Origin of the sequence: Paenibacillus sp. FSL K6-1558 (genome assembly GCF_038002565.1) — a bacterium.
GTDB lineage: Bacteria > Bacillota > Bacilli > Paenibacillales > Paenibacillaceae > Paenibacillus > Paenibacillus polysaccharolyticus.
Window position 1 is genome coordinate 988,618 of sequence record NZ_JBBOCV010000001.1, and the last position, 16,479, is coordinate 1,005,096.

Here is a 16,479-nt window from a genome sequence, read left to right on the forward strand (position 1 = left end):
TTTACCATAAACTTCGTTGTGTCAGTTTGCGTGAGATAGCGTTTACAGTGAATACCAGAGTTAGTCCAATGACCGATTCGAACAACCCAATGGCCGTTGCATAACTGAAGTTGCTCGATTCAAGACCCACACGATACAAATAAGTCGAAATTACATCGGAAGTCTCATAAATAAGCGGATTATACAAAAGCAAGATTTTTTCAAAGCCTACAGCCAGGAAGTTCCCCATGTTTAGAATCAGTAACGTAACAATCGTTGGCAAAATGCCTGGAATGGTTACATGTATCGTTTGCTTCCAGCGATTCGCTCCATCGATTCGTGCTGCTTCATACAAAGATTCATCAATCGTAGTTAGTGCTGCCAGATATAAAATAGCTCCCCAACCCATACCCTGCCAGATTTCAGAAGAGATATAGATGGTTCTGAACCACTCTGCACGTTGCATGAATGGAATGTTATCGCCAGTAAAAAATGCAACCAGACCGTTGATCGAACCATTCACTGCCGTTAATTGCAGAATCATGCCGGCTACGATAACAATCGATAGAAAGTGAGGCAGATACGACGCTGTTTGAACAAATTTTTTAAATCGTTTGCTCTTCACCTCGTTAAGCATCAGTGCGAAAATAATCGGCACGGGAAACGTAAATAACAACGCAAGCCCGCCGAGCATAAGTGTGTTACTGAAAACCCGCCAGAACGTTGGGTCCTCAATGAACATTTTGAAGTATCGTAATCCAACCCAGGTTTCTCCAAAAATACTGCCACCCGGTACAAATCGCCTAAAGGCGATTATGTTGCCTAACATCGGGCCATATTTGAAAATAATCAGATAAATGATGGGAAGAACTAGTAGCGAGTACAACTGCCAATCTTTACGAATCAATATGGTAGCTGTTCGCAACTTGCTTTCTTTACGTGAAGATATCATCGGTATCGTTGCCTTAGATGTTTCTGACTTCATGTGCCATTCACTCCGATCCATGCTTGATTAAAAAAAAGCTATAATCGTTGTTTGACAAGTCTTTCTCTCTCCTCGTGTTGCAGAGGATACCTGTCTATTCGATTCACCTCCACTACAAAATCAAAAATGTAAACGGTATCAATTCGGAATATATGTACACCCAAGAATATGCAATCGTGTGAAACCTGACTGAGCATGCATTGCTTGAATGTCGTTGAATTGAATCAGTCATTCTATAAAGCGCTTACAAAACGGTTGTTAAATCATTCGCCTTTTTCTTCTTTCATGCATCTGAAAATGTACTTGTAGTTTGATCAGTGAATGGTCTCGAATATTGTATAAATAAAAACTAGTCATACTAGTATGTTAGTTGTATTCTAAAGCAGCTTTTTTTTAATTTCAATAACTTTTCATTAAAAATTTAAATAATCGCCCCTAACAATGCATTAAAAACACTCTTATATGGAATGTATTAAAACAAAAAAACATTGGTTACGATACATGAACAAACGATCATTCATGTCATAACCAATGTTAAATGAATAGCTATTTGGGCGAAGATTTTATGTCATCTATGATTTTAAAAATTTGCGATAAGCCCCTCTAATTCAGACAAATGTTTAATCTCGTGGTTCGGTGAATAACTTTCATTATTTGTTTTGTTTTCGCGGTTAATCCATACTGCACGAATACCTGAAGACAACGCACCACGAATATCTGTTGTTAACTTATCGCCTACCATCATACTTTCTTCTGGTTGAACACCCAGTCTACTTAGCGCATGCTCAAAAATGGATGGATCTGGCTTACCTTTACCAAAGCTACCTGAGATAATAATCTCATCAAAGAAGGGAGATAACTCTGGAACACCATCAAGTTTCTCTTGCTGTAAAGCAGGACATCCATTAGTCAAAAGCAACAATCTGTACTTACCTTGCAAATGGCGCAACGTTTCCATCGTTTCTTCATATACATGAGGTCTCGATCTACGTTCTGCACCAAACTTAGAGGCCAGGCGCTCTGCAAGCTCATCATGATCGACACCCAGCTTTAGTAAACCACGGCGCCAAGACTCCTTGCGATAAATTGGAGCCAATTGTTCAAGCTGACGAAATTCCGGCTGTTCTCCTCCCGTAAAGTTCGCCCAAAGTCCTTCAAAAGGGTTAATTCCAATCATTTTGGTAAAAGGGAACGTTTCATAAGATTCATATAGTTCACGTGCTTCATTACGAACAGCCTCTTCGAGTGCCTCAGCATTAACACCTGTTTCTGCTGCAGCAATTAGACAAGTTTCATGAAAGGCTTCTCGTACACTCCGTTCGTCCCATAATAAAGTATCATCCAGGTCAAACATAATCGCTTTTAACGCCATTCCGATCAACTGCCCCTTTACACATTAATTACTTATCAATCGTTTCTACGGTAATCTGGTGTGCTTTTGCAAATTTCAGCAACCGCTCGGTAATCGCTTCTGTATCGTAACGATTTAACAACTTGGTGAAAACCCATCTTTTTCCACGACTGTTGTGTTCAATAACAACAGTGCCTGGCTCAAAACGGAATTTGATAATATCGTCAACCCCGATCGATCGTTCACGATTCCCCTTCGTTGTAATGATCCGATTACTGCTAATTTTAACGTAAGGACGGCGCAACATAAAAATGACAGCCAAAAATACATAGAGCAGCATTGTGACCCAATCCCAGGTTGTCATCGGTGCTTTCACTAAAAAAGTACTCATGAACAGATACAAAAACGCCAAACCAATTAAAAAGATAGGGAACAAAAGGCTTCTGCCTTTGTAAATATCCTCACCTGGATTACCTGTGATTGGTTGACCGCTTTTTTTACGTTGCTGATTCAATTGCTTCGAATTTTTCCGAACCGTTCTCTCGAACGAACGCCGTGACATGTGAATCCCCCTTATGTGTCTTGTATCGGCTTACATAATTATACTGCAAACCGATGTTCCCCCTTATAGTAAGCATCCCCAGCTAACATGAAGAAACCTAAATATCATAACGATATGTTTAGGTTTCGTAAATTAATGTTTGAGTTTGCCTTGGTGGCCTTGGCCCTTGTCGTCGTCAACAATCTCAATTGAATCGAGTTGCTGTCTGAAGTTGCTACGAATGTTACCTAGGTAAATTTCTCTCAATTTGGCACGTTCAGCAAGTTCTTCCTCTGATAGTCCAGTGGATTTCTGCTTGCGAGCCAATTCGTTAATACGTGCTACCAGACTATCTATATCCAAGCTTGTCCCCTCCAAAAATACAAAGTCATATTAACTTTGACATGAGAAAGGCGGCTTGTCAAGTTAGCACGCGCCAACCTATGCAGATGCGCACTCTATTTAACAAACTGAGGTAATATTAGTACTTGTCCTGTCTGGATTGTTGCTGATTCAAGTTGATTCACTTTTTTGATTGCTTCTATATATACACGTGTATCCATCGACGTTGGTTTATGTTCCAAAGAAATACTCCACAATGTTTCTCCCTGTGATACAGCAATCTTACCGCCAGGTAGTAGATCATTCTCATTACCAGCAAAAACAGTTAGCACTGTACTACATCCAATAAATATAATTAATAAAGCAATTGCCAGTTTAATCAAACCCTTAGAAAACTTAAGTCGTGTCACGAACGTTCTGAATTGCCCTATATTAGACTTTACAGCTTCTGAATTTACTGGTTTATAAATGCTCTGATACGTAGAATATCTCATTTGCCCCGCCTCCAAACGTTTGTTCCTATCTCTTGAAATCAATATAACACGAACATTTGTTTTGTTCAAGACTTTTTTAGAACAATTGTTCGCTCTTTTTTCGACATTAAAACATCTTTTTTCATATTAAAATTCTCGCGTAATGAACAATTAAACTCTCTTTTCCAAAAAAACTAATGAGTCTGAATCGAAAAAAGTAGAAATAATATGATTTCTTTAGAACTTATGTTTGTACGAACGGAGGTTCTATGTTATAATTTTCCCAAACGTTACTAAAATGGGGTTGATACGGTATGTCGAAGATATCCAGCAGGCAACAGGCTATCCTGGAGTTTATACGAAATGAAGTCCGTTTGAAGGGGTATCCTCCTTCCGTAAGAGAAATTGGCGAAGCCGTTGGACTGGCTTCCAGTTCCACAGTGCATGGACATTTGGATCGTTTGGAGAAGAAAGGGTTAATCAGACGTGACCCAACCAAACCAAGAGCGATTGAATTGTTAAGCCAGGAAGAGTCTGAGCATTCTCATCAGTTCGCCCACAGCGTTGCACGAATTCCGGTCGTGGGTAAAGTAACAGCTGGTGTGCCGATTACGGCAACAGAAAATATTGAAGACTACTTCCCACTTCCTACACATTATGTAGGAGAACAGAAAGTATTTATGCTTTCCGTTGTTGGGGACAGTATGATTGAAGCCGGTATTGTTAATGGAGACTATGTAATCGTTCGTCAGCAACAAACCGCTGATAATGGTGACATTGTCGTTGCCATGACTGAGGACGATGAAGCAACAGTGAAGACTTTTTATAAGGAAAAGGATCACATTCGCCTTCAACCGGAAAATGCTACATTAGAACCGTTGCGGTTGAAACACGTTAGTATTCTAGGCAAGGTCATTGGTCTTTTCCGCGATATTCATTAATGCATATTGGTTTATTAAATTGCTAATACGTTCTACCCGATAGAATACGAAAGAGGTTGCCCTGATCAACAGGACAACCTCTTTCTTTTACTCTAATAGTTGGGGCATATCGTTTACTAACCATCTACTCTAATAAGTGCATGCGCTGAACAAGAGATTATTTAGTGCGTTTAAGAATGCTTTTGTGATGTGAGAATACTTCAAAGCTTTGTTGTCCATGGTAAGAACCCATGCCACTCTCTCCCACACCGCCAAATGGCAAATAATGCGAGGTCATGTGAGATAGAGTCTCATTAATACAGCCTCCACCAAAAGAAACCTGATTCAATACCTGCTCCTGTAAAGCTTCATTTTCAGTAAATAAATACAAAGCGAGTGGTTTAGGCCGCCGAGCGATTTCATCGAGCATTGGATTCAAATCACGATACGTAAATATGGGCAGAATAGGTCCAAAGATCTCTTCCTTCATTACTGGTGAATCCCAATCGATATCGCCAAGAATAGTCGGTTCAATCATAAGCTGATCCCGATTCGAACGCCCTCCCATTAAAGTTTTGCCATTCGTAAGGAAAGCGGTCAAACGATCAAAGTTACGTGTGTTAACGATATGAGGAAAATCCTTATTTTGCATCACATCATCCCCAAATTTATCGCGAACCTCGGCTCTGATTTCCTCGATGAATTGATCATGTACCTGTTCATCTACTACTAAATAGTCCGGTGCAACACAGGTTTGACCTGCATTCAGAAATTTACCGCGCACAAGACGTTGTGCTGCCAGTTTCAGATCAGCATCCCGATGCACAATGGCTGGACTTTTACCGCCTAACTCTAACGTCACTGGAGTTAAGTGCTCTGCTGCAGCTTTCATGACAATACGACCGACCCCCGTACTGCCTGTAAAGAAAATATAATCGAATTTCTCATTAAGCAGTGCTGTACTCGTTTCAACCTCTCCTTCCATAACAGCAATGTACTCCTCAGGGTATATGTCCTGGATCAGATCGTTAATTAAACGAGACGTCGCTGGTGTAAGCTCAGAAGGTTTGATCACAGCACAGTTCCCTGCAGCAATTGCACCGATTAGCGGCCCAAACGCCAGTTGGAACGGATAATTCCAAGGCGCGATAATCAGAGCAACTCCATAAGGCTCAGGGTAAATCGTACTAGCCGCGTCTGGCATTGCAGGGCTCGTTGGAACGTTACGTGGTGTAGCCCACTCACGCAGATGTTCCAGCGTGTAATCCAATTCACCCAATACAATGCGAATCTCCGAGCCATATCCTTCAGCCTCTGATTTATTGAGATCAGCACGAAGCGCATCCAGAATACGTTGCTGGTACTTCTCGATCCCTTCTCTCAAGTTTTGCAAAGCCTGAATCCGATACTCCACTTGTTTAGTCTGTCCTGTATTAAAAAACGTACGTTGTGTAGTCACAAGTTGCTTCGCTTGTTGTTCCAAAAATATCATCTCCAATTAATTTATAAAAATTATATTGTTCAAAATCAAATTAATTATATCTTTTATATATGAAACTATCAACATAGTTTTGAAACAGGACAGATGTCAAAAGACAAAATAAGTGGAAAGTATGACGCATACTTCTTTATTTTTTCCGCTAACTCTTTTATGAATTTTTCAGATATTGAATTTATTATATTTCTAACTCTTCATGTTCTTATTTGAGTTTAGTTTTCATTTAGAGATTTCACAATAATATAACTATTTACTTTTACTTTGCACAAATATAAATCATACCTTCTAACTTATTTAATGCAGAGGCTTGACATATTGATTTTTGACTTTCTTATTTTATCTTCATATATGTTTAATTGTGATCTGAGGATAAATATAGTAAACCATGTGACAAATGTTATTATTTTACATTGAATAATATGGTAGTTTTAAAGAGTAAAGTTTTATTAATTCATTACAAATCTTAGGAGGTATTTGTATAAAAAAAAAATGTATTCACTTGGAGCTTTAACTGTTATTGCGGCAATCGTCGCTGTTCCAACATCATTTGCTGCCGCTTCACCCTCTTCTCAAGATTCATTAACTTCACAAAGTATTACGATTCAGGCAACCCAGAAATATGTAAGATACTCAGACGTTAACAATAAATATGGAAATGCAAGTTATGTTCCACAGACCTACACTTATGCTGATGGCGTTTGGTATGGAAGATTAACATTAACATCTACTACCTATTCAAACGGATTATATTATGGAAACTATGAGGGTTACGTAACTAAGATGGAATAATTTATTCTTTTAGAATGAATTCATGAGCATAATAAAAGGGAGCGAAGATTGTATGATAAAGAAATTACTTGCTAGCTTATTAGCTGTATCTGCATGTTTTTGATCGAATATCAAGGCTCTGATTTAAATTAATAATCTTTGAATGAATTAAATTTAACTAATTATTATAATTATATTTTAGGAGGAGTTAACATGAAAAAGATATTAACTGTTGCTGTGTCTATTATTATGTTATTTACTTTTTCCTCAAGCATCTTTGCAAGCAATTCAGTTAAGGTTCAACTATCACAGGATGAACTTAAAAAAATCACAGAATACGCGGAGAATTTAGGTATATCAGATGCGGTAAGGGATTCTCTTATAGAAAAAATTGAAGCTGGTGGTATTCCAGATTCAGATAATCCAGAGAAAAAAGATACTGGAGTTACAGAAGAATATATTAACTCTGAGAAGCTAAAGGTTAAGAGAATAGTTTTTCCTGATGGTTCTGTAATTCAATCTACTTTTGATGCTACTGCTGCTACTTTAGAAGTTGTTAAACCTACTGCTAAACCTGACATGATTACACCTATGATTGTTGATAATGGAACTGGTTGGGTTGTAAGCGGAAGTGGTTATAAAAAATACTACAATGCACTTGTTAAAGAAGAAACTGTTTTTGTGAAAGCTAAATTTTATGCGGACTATGTATTGGTAAACGGTGGTTATGATTATATATCAAAGGTTTTTGACGGTTTTGTAGATGTGGCAGCAGGATATGCAAGTAATCAGGTTCAGCCTTATATTGTTCAGCAATATCAAACATATGACTCCCCAGCCAAAGCAACCTTTTCTTTTACTTACGTGAAATACAACGGTAATTTCAGTACTGATTACAAATTACAGCTTTATGTTATCAACGATTCACCATGGTCTTCACTTCAATCTTACTAAGGAATACAAAAAAACCTCCCTCGAGCAAAGACAAAATGAGTATAGAAAATTAAATGTGAAACGGTATAGAAAAGTCCTGTGCCGTTTCTTTTTTTGTTTAAGCACAAAAAAAGCACAGCGGAGGAAATGGCCCCAAACAAATCTCCAAAAGTTCCTCTACTGCCCCAGCTGTCAAAACACAGATAAATCAGTACAGCGGATAGACACCAAATCAATAAGAAAGCTAAAAGAATAGAACGTAGTTTCCAAACCACAAAACCTTTCTTCTTGACTTTTCCATCTTTTAATCTTGATGATTCTAAGTTTTCTACAAACAATGTGTTTGCCGTAAAATCTTTAATTTTGCTTGTCATATGTACAATTCTCCTTAACAAGTAATAACTCCATGGAAATGTGCAAGAGCAACTTGGGCATGGTAGTGTGCAAATTACATCCGATGTGAATGCTCATATTTCTATAAAGCTAGAAAAGAGAAACATTGATAAGTATCAAGAGTACACTTCCCTTATTTTTGGATCAGAAAATCAAAAACCGGGGGACGTTTGGGGGACGCAACCTCAATAGACGTGCAAGTCTCTCAAAACGTCCCCCGGTTTATTCTTTCAAAACCCCGTAGTTACAAGGTTTCTTCAATTAGTACAACGTGATATATTGATCGCGTTCCCATTGGTGGACTTGTGTATGGTTTATGTTCCTAGCTTTCAAAGTGTATCATTCACCATTTGAAACCCGCTTAAAACAAGTATTATCAATGATCAACTTTTCAAAACTAATCATAATCATTCAGACTTTTGTGGGCATTTTGTGGGCGCTTTTGTGGGCGCCCTTTTTTTCTTATTATAATGAAGAAACTCGTTTCAAATATTCATTTTGTTTTCATTACTACTCTGACATTAAATGCGATAAATCTATTCTATATTGCCTGATTAAATCGAAAATAATTAAATTAATGTACTTATACAGATATTATAAAGTATTACGTTCGCAATTCCAATGCGCTACAATCTCATTACTTAACAGAGACAATTTCGGCAAAGAAACCCAGCGGAACTCATCCTCTAGCATCAACTTTATTTCACACCGTGCAGAGTTTAATCCCACACCACAACTACTACTGAGAGCGGCTCTTCAAAGAAAGGGTTAAATAATATCAAATCAATCGTACTACTTCTATTATAAGAGTCAACAAGTAATTCACTGATCCGTTGCATTTCCTGATCGTCCAAATCTGGCTTGCCACGTCTCTTCTGTTGCTCGCACTGAGCCAACCATGCTTCTCTGTGTACAGGCATAATCATTCTGGATGTCTCATACAATCCGTTATCCTTCAGTCTGCTACGTATGACAAGCCCCCTTTATATTGAGTCCAATAGTCAATGTTTCCAGAAGGTGGTGTATGGTCTACCTTAGGACGTTCTCCCTCACTTTCCCATCCTTCCAGTATCACTATGTTGGCCGTAGCAGACCTATCTTCCCAATGTATGTATTCCGCAGCTACGCTACTAAAGAGCTACAGGCTATATGAAAGGATGTGAACAGTGGGCTGAGGGCATTGAAGGAAGAAGATATGAAATACATAAAATAATCGGATAATTTCGGGCTGGCAATTAGGTAGTGAATCTCCTAGAGAATTATCTAAATGATTGTGTGCTAGAGTTACATTAATTGAAGGGAAAAATGCTTCGTATGAGTGAACAAATGAATAAACTAAGTAATTACGTCGGTGTATTTGTTTTAGGAATAGTTGTATTAATATTTTTTTTGGTGGCAATCGTAGCTGCAATCTACATGTTTATCAATATCTATAGGAAATTAAGAGGTGTGAAAGTAAGTAAGACCAGATCTTGTAGAACGTGTGGACGATCAATATCAAGCACAGCTTTAATTTGTCCTGATTGCGGAGAAAATTATGGTGAGCTGCATGGAGCAGGTGATTCCATAGTTATGTGTTTTTTTCTCGCTTTAGTTTTTTTTGCACTAGGAGTTGCAGCTTTGACCGAGTCAGTTGGATGGTTTGAACGAACATTTTTGAATTGATTGAGTATTCCAACTAACCCATAACATACCGCCTCAATCTTTTATAGCAAATAGCTATAATTAGGTTGAGGTGTTTTATTTGTTACTGGAGATCCCGCATTTGTGTTTGAGTAATATAACAAACTGATTATAGATTTAAAGGAGGTTACTGGGGCTACTTAAGCCGTATGAAGCGGCTAAAATGTGAGTTTACGAGGTGTCGAAAGAAGTTGGAAGTGTGAGGAATAACGATGTGAAATTATTAAGGAAAATAAATTTATTATTTGAGTGTCGTCCTAATGGGACAAGCTTTTTTATCCAAAATTATGGAAATGGTAATATAGTTCTGATAGACTAATCTGGATTAAATACATAGATGGAGGAATAACATGAGTGATAAGGCTGAACTTATTTTTGCGCTAATAATTGGATTCTGCGGGATATCGCCACTTTTATATTTCGCTCACGCATGCTTTTACGCTTTATTCATGAATATTAGGGAAAAAATTCGTGGTTTGAGTTCCAAACTTGTACCGTGTAATGTATGCGGACATGAAGTATCAAAAACAGCCATTATTTGTCCCAGTTGTGGAGAAAGCTTTGGAAGAGGCAGCACATCCTCAATCGCTGAATCAATGTTTGCTATGCTTGTACTGGGCGTGTTGAGTGGTGCTTTGGCTGTGTTTCTTATTATAGTTATGTTTGAACCTGCACAAGAATTATACCTTTTATTCACTAGTAAATAGAAATTGGGGAGCCTGAAAAGGCTCCTATTTTTGTACCCTAAACTCAAATGTGTCCCTAAAAAATCTCTTTCCCGCCAACTTGACGGATACCTCCGTATAAGCATCCACCGATCCGCCGAATCAATCAAGTGCTCCTGCTGCTCCAATGCATGCCAAAAGTATTCTCGCCTGGCGCAATACTACCATGTCACTTTTTAACTCTCGATATGTATTCATTATCCACATCCATACAATTTTATAGAAAAAAACAAATTGATCTGATAGACTATTCTGGATTGATTACATAGTGGAGGAATATATGGAAGAGAAAATATTCTTTGTTATTGCAATAATATTATTTTCAAGCTTTATTCTAGTTATATTAGGCTTATCTGCTGGTTTGTTTCTTTCTACATTCCGAAATATCAAAGCAACCATTAAAGGTAACTCATCAAGCATGGAACCATGCCGATCTTGCGGAAATCCGGTATCAAAAACTGCTATTATATGTCCTTATTGTGGAGATAATTTTGGAAATATAAATGTAGTCGCTAATTCTATAATAGGCAGTTTTTTAGCTGGAATTGTTGCTCTTGCATGTGGTCTATTACTTATATTGGGTTTAATAGAGTTCATAAGAGATTGGTAAAAAAGGAATCACTATATGGTTCCTTTTTTTGTACCCTAAATTCAAACGTATCACGAAAGTATCTCTTCCCCATAATCTTAATGGATACTGGACTATACTCCAACACCGGGTCGCCATAGTCAATGATGTGTTCGCGATCGCCCAAAACATGCCAGACTGATACGCGGACCTGGGCTAGGGCTGCTGAGAAAAAATCCATTTCTGTGGATAATATCTTATGTATATAATTCATCTCATCACCAATCTAACATTTCGATAAAAGTCGTGTTTTTCCTTCATTTCCATCTATTTTATAAATAGAACTTTCCAAAATAATAATTATAAATCCATCATTTTACAATATTATCGTTTACAAATATCGATTTATTATGGTATATTTATCCATGGTTGGCCAACCTAATTATGTGAGATCTCTTCTATATTTTTAATTTCAAATAACAACTTAACACAGAATCTTACTCTAGTGGCTCTAGTATATTTGGGAGGTTTGAATATGAAAAGATTAAGAAAATTCTCTATTTCTGTTATGGCAACGGCATGTTTGATGGCTTTCGGGTCAAGTTCTGCTTTTGCAGCAACGGGTTGGGCAGATACTCCTGAAACCGCGGAAGTAATGTATACAAGTATTAGTCCAACTTCTGGATTCAGCGCTACACAGTATTTAGACAGTATGAGTGATAATGATTATTATCTTGTAGACAATACAAATGGATCTTCTGTAATCACATTTGGCGTTATTGCTACCCCTCCACCTAATTTCGATATTGTTATGATTGTTTATAAAATGAATGCAAGCGGTGGAATAGAGTTCATTAAAACGGATAACTGGAATGGGCCTGGATACGCCGAGGCAATTGGTATGAGTGCTAAACCTGGGGAGAAGGTTTACTTTAGAATCATGGATAACGGCATTAACAACTACAACCAACCTTATAATATTCAATTTACAAAATACAACTAATCAATATTATAGTCTAAATTCAAGAAAAGGCTCTCCATCTTCATACAGGGAGTCTTTTTCATTTTGGTCTTTTAAAATGATTCATCGCTTCATACCATAAATTTTTCATAGCAAAATGTACCTAGTCCTGATAGACTATTCAGGTTGTTAATTATTACTATAAAGGAAAATGAAAAGCTATTTCAGTGTATTATAAAAGAACGAACAAAGGCTACCGCAATACAATCGCGGTAGCCTTTGTAACAAATTTTCAGTATTCGCTTACTTCAAACGTTAAGACACGATCAAATAGGAATGTACTCCTTGCGACTTTTGAATGGTCCCTTGTTATTATCTTGCTTATCAATAGCGTATGATGCCTTTACACTTCCAACTTGTTTTGATTCGTACCAATCGATAAAGTTGTTAACTTCTTGCATACTAAGATCGAATTCCTTTTCAAGACCTGTGGTCAAAGTTACCACAAAAATGGCTCGATTTCCATGGATGGCCGTAATTGAACTGTACATTATTCTGGCCCTGCAAGGCTCATTTACATGAGTTAAGGTACTTAATGAGGTTTTAAGTGATATGCATAATGATTAGATTTATATCTAATCGGCACTCGGACTATGTTCTTTTCCATTTTGGTAATCGGTACAAGTTCTTGTCCTTCAAATTTGTCGAGGGACAAAAACATGTTCCGATTACCGTATCCCCTCCCTTTTATTTCGGCACTTATTCCCATCGAACAAATTTCATTCTACACAGGAATCACTAATTTTAAAAACGCATATAAAATTGGCCAACCAGAGTTCACTGGCTGATCTTAATACGAAAGACATGTACATACAGCCAACAAACTTGGCATCCCCTTGTCGCTACTTGAATGCTCCTGAGCATCCCAAATTTGCGGCTGCCTCTCTATTGTCAATTAAACTGTCAGCATACATATTTTCAGTCTGGCCTGACTCGAACTTCATTGATGCGCCCAACGCAACTAAAAGTCCTTTTACAACTTTAGGACATTGCTCGGCCGAGCTCCCGTCTCTTTCTCTATATTTTTTTGCCAATTCTAGTGCCATTTCATTTGCGTACTCCTCTGGTGTTGGTGCTTCGTTTAGTTTTTCAGCACTTTTGCCTAACGCATCATCTAAAAGTTCATTAAAATTAAGATTTAATCGTGTTAATTCATCGTTTATATCCTTCACAGCTTTTTTTGCGTCCTCAGGAATATGTTGAAAATCACTTCCTAACTTCTCAAAAAAATCTGAGGCATCTTTAATTTTAATACCTTTCAACTTTTTTTTTGCTCCTTCAGCCATCTTTCCTAACGTTCCACCAATTTTCAATCCCATATTAAAATCCTCCATATCTAATGTTTAATTTATTTATAAGCTTCTGTGCAACCCCAAGTTGCAGCAACAGGACCGGAAATAATAAGATAATCCGCATAAGGATTTGGAGCACCTGAAGATGCAGTTTTCATCGTTAAACCAGTAGCAACCAAAAGTCCTCCTACTGTTCCTGTTACATAATTTTATAGAGGTATCGTCTTTAGTATCCTCTTTTACACGATTTGCAAAACTCAAAGCCATCTCTCTTGCAAACTCTTCTGGTGTAGGAATTTTTTCAAAAATTTCTTTCATTGAATCAAAACCATTCTCTAGTAATTCGTTAAAATTAATATTGAGACGTTTTAACTCCTCCTCAGTATCTTTTATTGCTTTTTTTACATCTTGAGGTAGATGATCAATATCATTACCTAATTTCTCGAAAAAATCGTTAACATCCTTGATTTTTAATTTTTTTAGTTCTTTCTTCGCTTTTTCAGCCAATTCTCCTAAAGTCCCACCGATAGTAATACTTGACATATGCGACCTCCTGCTTTCTTTGAGTTATTTGCTCTTCACTGGATAATTAGATGGATGGACTAGGTTCAGAATCACGATAATTCACAGAACCATCAACCGAAGATGAGAAAGAAGTGGACCCTTCTTCTCTACGTTTCAGTAACATAAAAATAGCATATTTTTGAATTTAACTAGATCTCTCCACTATCTCTGGGGACTCTCCGGTTTCCGTTTTTTTATAGGAAATCAAAACAAAATTTTGTTCGTCATCGTTACCAAATTGAAGCTGCAAAGGTAAACGTGCAATTTGTTGTCTAATATTCTCTTTAAATGTTAATGGATCGGAACTAACCAAAATTTCGTAGAATTTCCCCTCATTCACAAATCCAAACACCATTAAATTTCCTCCTTTTTTAAAATTTCGTTTTATATTTTGTACAATGTTTTAAATTAGTATGCCCTCATGTGAATTCTCGCTATAAGAAATGTCTGTAATAACATTAAAACCTCCATTCTATTCAGTTCGGCGTCGAGGGCATGGCAAACGAATGAATAGAGTGACGGATGCGGGAATCCTTCCTACTCGCCGTCTTGACGCGTCGAAGGCATCTGTGGAAGCAGGTCCGATACATTCACTGATCGCGCTGAATCGGCTGTAAAACAAAATCGCAACGAGCGGGCTGGCTCTTCGCAGTGCCCTATAGGGTTCGCATAGGAGAAGTAACAACGAATACCCTCTATCCGCTTATCCGGAATGAGGGGTATTTTTATGCACGGAACTTGCCGTAGACGGTTAAACAGCTTCAATCGAATGTCCGGGACGGTTTGTGCTAATTTTCCACTATGTGCCAGTCGAGCTAGGTGTTTGAGATACTCCAAGGACGTAGCGTTTTTTACACTTAACTCTACCTTTCTCTTTCCGTTTTAATAAATATTGTAAATTGTGGGTCAAATGTATGTTTTTTATCCAAAACGATATGAGTTTTGTCACTGAACCAAGAACTTATATCGTTAAAATTAAGGTTCCTTAAAACAAAAAAGCCTCTATAATTGCGAATTTGAATAGAACATGATATTTTCAGTTAAATGCACAATGATTAGACACATCTCTATTCTCAGAATGAACTACGTTCTATTCCATTCCGGCACCTGGTACAAGTTCTGGTCTCGAACCAAGGACAATAACTATAAGCTAAAGTATGGTCAAACCCTCTGAAATAGGGTAGAATTAATATAGCTACTTTGTCAGTGAGAAACCACTGTCTTAAACCAATCACAACTTTTAGAGCCAATAGTGGCTTCTGCATAAACGAGCCTTAGTTACTAAGGCTCGTTTTTTGATGATTTCTTTAAAATATCTTTTTCAGATTCTAACTGAAAACTTCCCTTAAATATCTTTCAACAACAATAATTCACTGACTGTTTAAAATCAGTCAATAGGCGCTTACATCGCTGTGAGGCGGTTTTACATACACAAAAAAAGAACATAGGTTCTGATAGAGGTGATTTTTATGGCAAGCTTCAAGAAACATGCTACTGGCTGGGAGTACCGTCCAAGGTACAAAGATCCATTCACACAGACTTTTCGCGAAAAGTCTCAGCGGGGATTCAAAACCAAGAAAGAAGCTCAATTAGCTGCTGCAGAGTTCGAAAGGAGTCTCTCCGCTGGCTACGAGCAAAGTGATTTGAGTTTAAAAGATTATCTTTATTTTTGGATTGATCAATACAAAAAAGGGAGTGTTCGAAAAAACACACTACTTCTACATCAAAACAACATCAAGAATCACATCTTGCCTTATTTCAGAAACATACTACTTCGAGATGTTAAACCTATGTATCAGAATTTCATTAACTCAATTTCAGAAAAAGGTCCCACGGCTACATTTATTGGATCTTTTTCAAAGTCTTAATTGAAACAGGAATGAGAAAAGGTGAAGCTGCCGCCTTGAAATGGCCTGATATTGATCCAGAAAATCAGTTAATAACAATTGACGAAACTTTAGATTTTACCGCTAAAGATAAGGAAGGATTATTCGGAGAAACCAAGACCATCAAATCAGAGAGAACGATTAAAATATCCCAATCATTAGCTAATGATTTAAAGTATCACCAAGAATGGCAGAAGCAGAATAAAGGGGTTTTAGGGGAACGATATCATCTTGACCTTGATCTAGTGTTATGCAGAGAAGACGGTAACTATATGCCGAAATCATCATTATTCAATGCTTTCTCTCGGATACTAGATCGAAGCGACCTTCACTCCCTCCCCATTCATTCACTCCGACATACCTGTGCCGTATTATTGCTTGAAGCTGGAGCAGATATGAAATTCGTACAAGAGCAATTGGGTCACGGCAGCATTCAAATTACGTCGGATGTCTATGCCCACATTTCTTCTAAAATCCAGAAAAGCAATATGGACAAGTTCGAAGTATTTACTAAAGGTATTCTTCAAGATTAAATTTTTGTGGGCATTTTGTGGGCA

General features: G+C 37.5%; 18 protein-coding genes and 2 pseudogenes. 8 read left to right on the forward strand and 12 right to left on the reverse strand.

Annotated features, from left to right (window positions below):
* Position 1: 1 nt before the first annotated feature.
* The 5 genes from MHI38_RS04115 to MHI38_RS04135 all read right to left on the reverse strand — a co-directional run bounded on the left by MHI38_RS04115 (position 2) and on the right by MHI38_RS04135 (position 3,692).
* On the reverse strand, positions 2 to 931 hold the full coding sequence (locus tag MHI38_RS04115) for an ABC transporter permease (protein ID WP_253500072.1): 930 nt from the start codon (positions 929 to 931) through the stop codon (positions 2 to 4).
* Positions 932 to 1,544: 613 nt separating this feature from the next.
* Entirely contained in the window at positions 1,545 to 2,336 is a 792-nt protein-coding gene (locus MHI38_RS04120) for an HAD family hydrolase (RefSeq protein WP_308721659.1), read from the reverse strand.
* A gap of 28 nt (positions 2,337 to 2,364) precedes the next feature.
* Entirely contained in the window at positions 2,365 to 2,877 is a 513-nt protein-coding gene (locus tag MHI38_RS04125) for a hypothetical protein (RefSeq protein WP_090916770.1), read from the reverse strand.
* A 132-nt stretch (positions 2,878 to 3,009) separates the two neighbouring features.
* Positions 3,010 to 3,219: a DUF896 domain-containing protein gene (locus MHI38_RS04130; RefSeq protein ID WP_123065749.1), complete on the reverse strand. Its 210-nt coding sequence runs from the start codon at positions 3,217 to 3,219 to the stop codon at positions 3,010 to 3,012.
* A 95-nt stretch (positions 3,220 to 3,314) separates the two neighbouring features.
* Positions 3,315 to 3,692 carry a LysM peptidoglycan-binding domain-containing protein gene (locus MHI38_RS04135; protein WP_154890471.1) on the reverse strand — a complete coding sequence of 126 codons (378 nt, stop codon included), beginning with the start codon at positions 3,690 to 3,692 and terminating at the stop codon, positions 3,315 to 3,317.
* 293 nt (positions 3,693 to 3,985) lie between these two features.
* Between MHI38_RS04135 and lexA the strand changes: the two genes are divergently transcribed.
* Positions 3,986 to 4,612 carry a transcriptional repressor LexA gene (lexA, locus tag MHI38_RS04140; RefSeq protein ID WP_090916776.1) on the forward strand — a complete coding sequence of 209 codons (627 nt, stop codon included), beginning with the start codon at positions 3,986 to 3,988 and terminating at the stop codon, positions 4,610 to 4,612.
* A 157-nt stretch (positions 4,613 to 4,769) separates the two neighbouring features.
* Here lexA and MHI38_RS04145 read toward each other — a convergent pair whose 3' ends face one another.
* Complete coding sequence (locus MHI38_RS04145) at positions 4,770 to 6,074, reverse strand: aldehyde dehydrogenase (RefSeq protein ID WP_341180994.1); 1,305 nt, start codon at positions 6,072 to 6,074, stop codon at positions 4,770 to 4,772.
* Between the two features lie 489 nt (positions 6,075 to 6,563).
* Here MHI38_RS04145 and MHI38_RS04150 point away from each other — a divergent pair, with 489 nt between their 5' ends.
* Positions 6,564 to 6,878, forward strand: a complete 315-nt coding sequence (locus MHI38_RS04150; protein WP_341180995.1) for a hypothetical protein — start codon at positions 6,564 to 6,566, stop codon at positions 6,876 to 6,878.
* A gap of 192 nt (positions 6,879 to 7,070) precedes the next feature.
* The gene (locus MHI38_RS04155; RefSeq protein ID WP_154890474.1) at positions 7,071 to 7,811 is read left to right on the forward strand and encodes a hypothetical protein; all 741 of its coding nucleotides are present in this window, start codon (positions 7,071 to 7,073) and stop codon (positions 7,809 to 7,811) included.
* On the opposite strand, the gene MHI38_RS04160 is transcribed toward MHI38_RS04155, so the two are convergent.
* Both MHI38_RS04160 and MHI38_RS04165 read right to left on the reverse strand, forming a co-directional pair.
* Positions 7,808 to 8,164, reverse strand: coding sequence for a hypothetical protein (locus MHI38_RS04160; protein ID WP_154890475.1), 357 nt, complete (start codon positions 8,162 to 8,164; stop codon positions 7,808 to 7,810). The two genes, MHI38_RS04155 and MHI38_RS04160, sit on opposite strands and share 4 nt — an antisense overlap.
* 738 nt (positions 8,165 to 8,902) lie before the next feature.
* Positions 8,903 to 9,103, reverse strand: a complete 201-nt coding sequence (locus MHI38_RS04165; protein ID WP_186809718.1) for a YolD-like family protein — start codon at positions 9,101 to 9,103, stop codon at positions 8,903 to 8,905.
* Between the two features lie 394 nt (positions 9,104 to 9,497).
* On the opposite strand from MHI38_RS04165, the gene MHI38_RS04170 reads away from it, so the two are divergent.
* The 4 genes from MHI38_RS04170 (at position 9,498) to MHI38_RS04185 (ending at position 12,162) form a co-directional block, all read left to right on the forward strand.
* Entirely contained in the window at positions 9,498 to 9,848 is a 351-nt protein-coding gene (locus tag MHI38_RS04170) for a hypothetical protein (RefSeq protein ID WP_308721658.1), read from the forward strand.
* A 368-nt stretch (positions 9,849 to 10,216) separates the two neighbouring features.
* The gene (locus tag MHI38_RS04175) at positions 10,217 to 10,573 is read left to right on the forward strand and encodes a hypothetical protein (protein WP_154890478.1); all 357 of its coding nucleotides are present in this window, start codon (positions 10,217 to 10,219) and stop codon (positions 10,571 to 10,573) included.
* Positions 10,574 to 10,871: 298 nt separating this feature from the next.
* On the forward strand, positions 10,872 to 11,201 hold the full coding sequence (locus MHI38_RS04180; protein WP_154890479.1) for a zinc ribbon domain-containing protein: 330 nt from the start codon (positions 10,872 to 10,874) through the stop codon (positions 11,199 to 11,201).
* 493 nt (positions 11,202 to 11,694) lie between these two features.
* Entirely contained in the window at positions 11,695 to 12,162 is a 468-nt protein-coding gene (locus tag MHI38_RS04185; protein ID WP_062325463.1) for a hypothetical protein, read from the forward strand.
* A 250-nt stretch (positions 12,163 to 12,412) separates the two neighbouring features.
* Here the strand turns inward: MHI38_RS04185 and MHI38_RS04190 are convergent.
* The 4 genes and pseudogenes from MHI38_RS04190 to MHI38_RS04205 form a co-directional block, all read right to left on the reverse strand.
* Positions 12,413 to 12,644, reverse strand: a pseudogene (locus MHI38_RS04190) (hypothetical protein); the annotation flags it as partial.
* Positions 12,645 to 13,022: 378 nt separating this feature from the next.
* Complete coding sequence (locus tag MHI38_RS04195; protein WP_341180996.1) at positions 13,023 to 13,499, reverse strand: hypothetical protein; 477 nt, start codon at positions 13,497 to 13,499, stop codon at positions 13,023 to 13,025.
* 33 nt (positions 13,500 to 13,532) lie between these two features.
* Positions 13,533 to 14,015, reverse strand: coding sequence for a hypothetical protein (locus MHI38_RS04200; RefSeq protein WP_341180997.1), 483 nt, complete (start codon positions 14,013 to 14,015; stop codon positions 13,533 to 13,535).
* A 166-nt stretch (positions 14,016 to 14,181) separates the two neighbouring features.
* Positions 14,182 to 14,391, reverse strand: coding sequence for a hypothetical protein (locus MHI38_RS04205; RefSeq protein WP_154890483.1), 210 nt, complete (start codon positions 14,389 to 14,391; stop codon positions 14,182 to 14,184).
* 1,114 nt (positions 14,392 to 15,505) lie between these two features.
* Between MHI38_RS04205 and MHI38_RS04210 the strand changes: the two are divergent.
* Positions 15,506 to 16,455 (forward strand): annotated as a pseudogene (locus MHI38_RS04210) (site-specific integrase).
* The last annotated feature ends 24 nt before the right edge of the window (positions 16,456 to 16,479 follow it).

Bases quoted from the DNA above. Each gene is read 5' to 3' on its own strand.
- MHI38_RS04200 (WP_341180997.1), bottom strand. From the start codon at position 14,015: ATGTCAAGTATTACTATCGGTGGGACTTTAGGAGAATTGGCTGAAAAA.
- MHI38_RS04205 (WP_154890483.1), bottom strand. From the start codon at position 14,391: ATGGTGTTTGGATTTGTGAATGAGGGGAAATTCTACGAAATTTTGGTT.
- MHI38_RS04135 (WP_154890471.1), bottom strand. From the start codon at position 3,692: ATGAGATATTCTACGTATCAGAGCATTTATAAACCAGTAAATTCAGAA.
- MHI38_RS04185 (WP_062325463.1), top strand. From the start codon at position 11,695: ATGAAAAGATTAAGAAAATTCTCTATTTCTGTTATGGCAACGGCATGT.
- lexA (WP_090916776.1), top strand. From the start codon at position 3,986: ATGTCGAAGATATCCAGCAGGCAACAGGCTATCCTGGAGTTTATACGA.
- MHI38_RS04155 (WP_154890474.1), top strand. From the start codon at position 7,071: ATGAAAAAGATATTAACTGTTGCTGTGTCTATTATTATGTTATTTACT.
- MHI38_RS04125 (WP_090916770.1), bottom strand. From the start codon at position 2,877: ATGTCACGGCGTTCGTTCGAGAGAACGGTTCGGAAAAATTCGAAGCAA.
- MHI38_RS04115 (WP_253500072.1), bottom strand. From the start codon at position 931: ATGATATCTTCACGTAAAGAAAGCAAGTTGCGAACAGCTACCATATTG.
- MHI38_RS04170 (WP_308721658.1), top strand. From the start codon at position 9,498: ATGAGTGAACAAATGAATAAACTAAGTAATTACGTCGGTGTATTTGTT.
- MHI38_RS04165 (WP_186809718.1), bottom strand. From the start codon at position 9,103: ATGCCTGTACACAGAGAAGCATGGTTGGCTCAGTGCGAGCAACAGAAG.
- MHI38_RS04195 (WP_341180996.1), bottom strand. From the start codon at position 13,499: ATGGGATTGAAAATTGGTGGAACGTTAGGAAAGATGGCTGAAGGAGCA.
- MHI38_RS04160 (WP_154890475.1), bottom strand. From the start codon at position 8,164: ATGACAAGCAAAATTAAAGATTTTACGGCAAACACATTGTTTGTAGAA.
- MHI38_RS04120 (WP_308721659.1), bottom strand. From the start codon at position 2,336: ATGGCGTTAAAAGCGATTATGTTTGACCTGGATGATACTTTATTATGG.
- MHI38_RS04175 (WP_154890478.1), top strand. From the start codon at position 10,217: ATGAGTGATAAGGCTGAACTTATTTTTGCGCTAATAATTGGATTCTGC.
- MHI38_RS04180 (WP_154890479.1), top strand. From the start codon at position 10,872: ATGGAAGAGAAAATATTCTTTGTTATTGCAATAATATTATTTTCAAGC.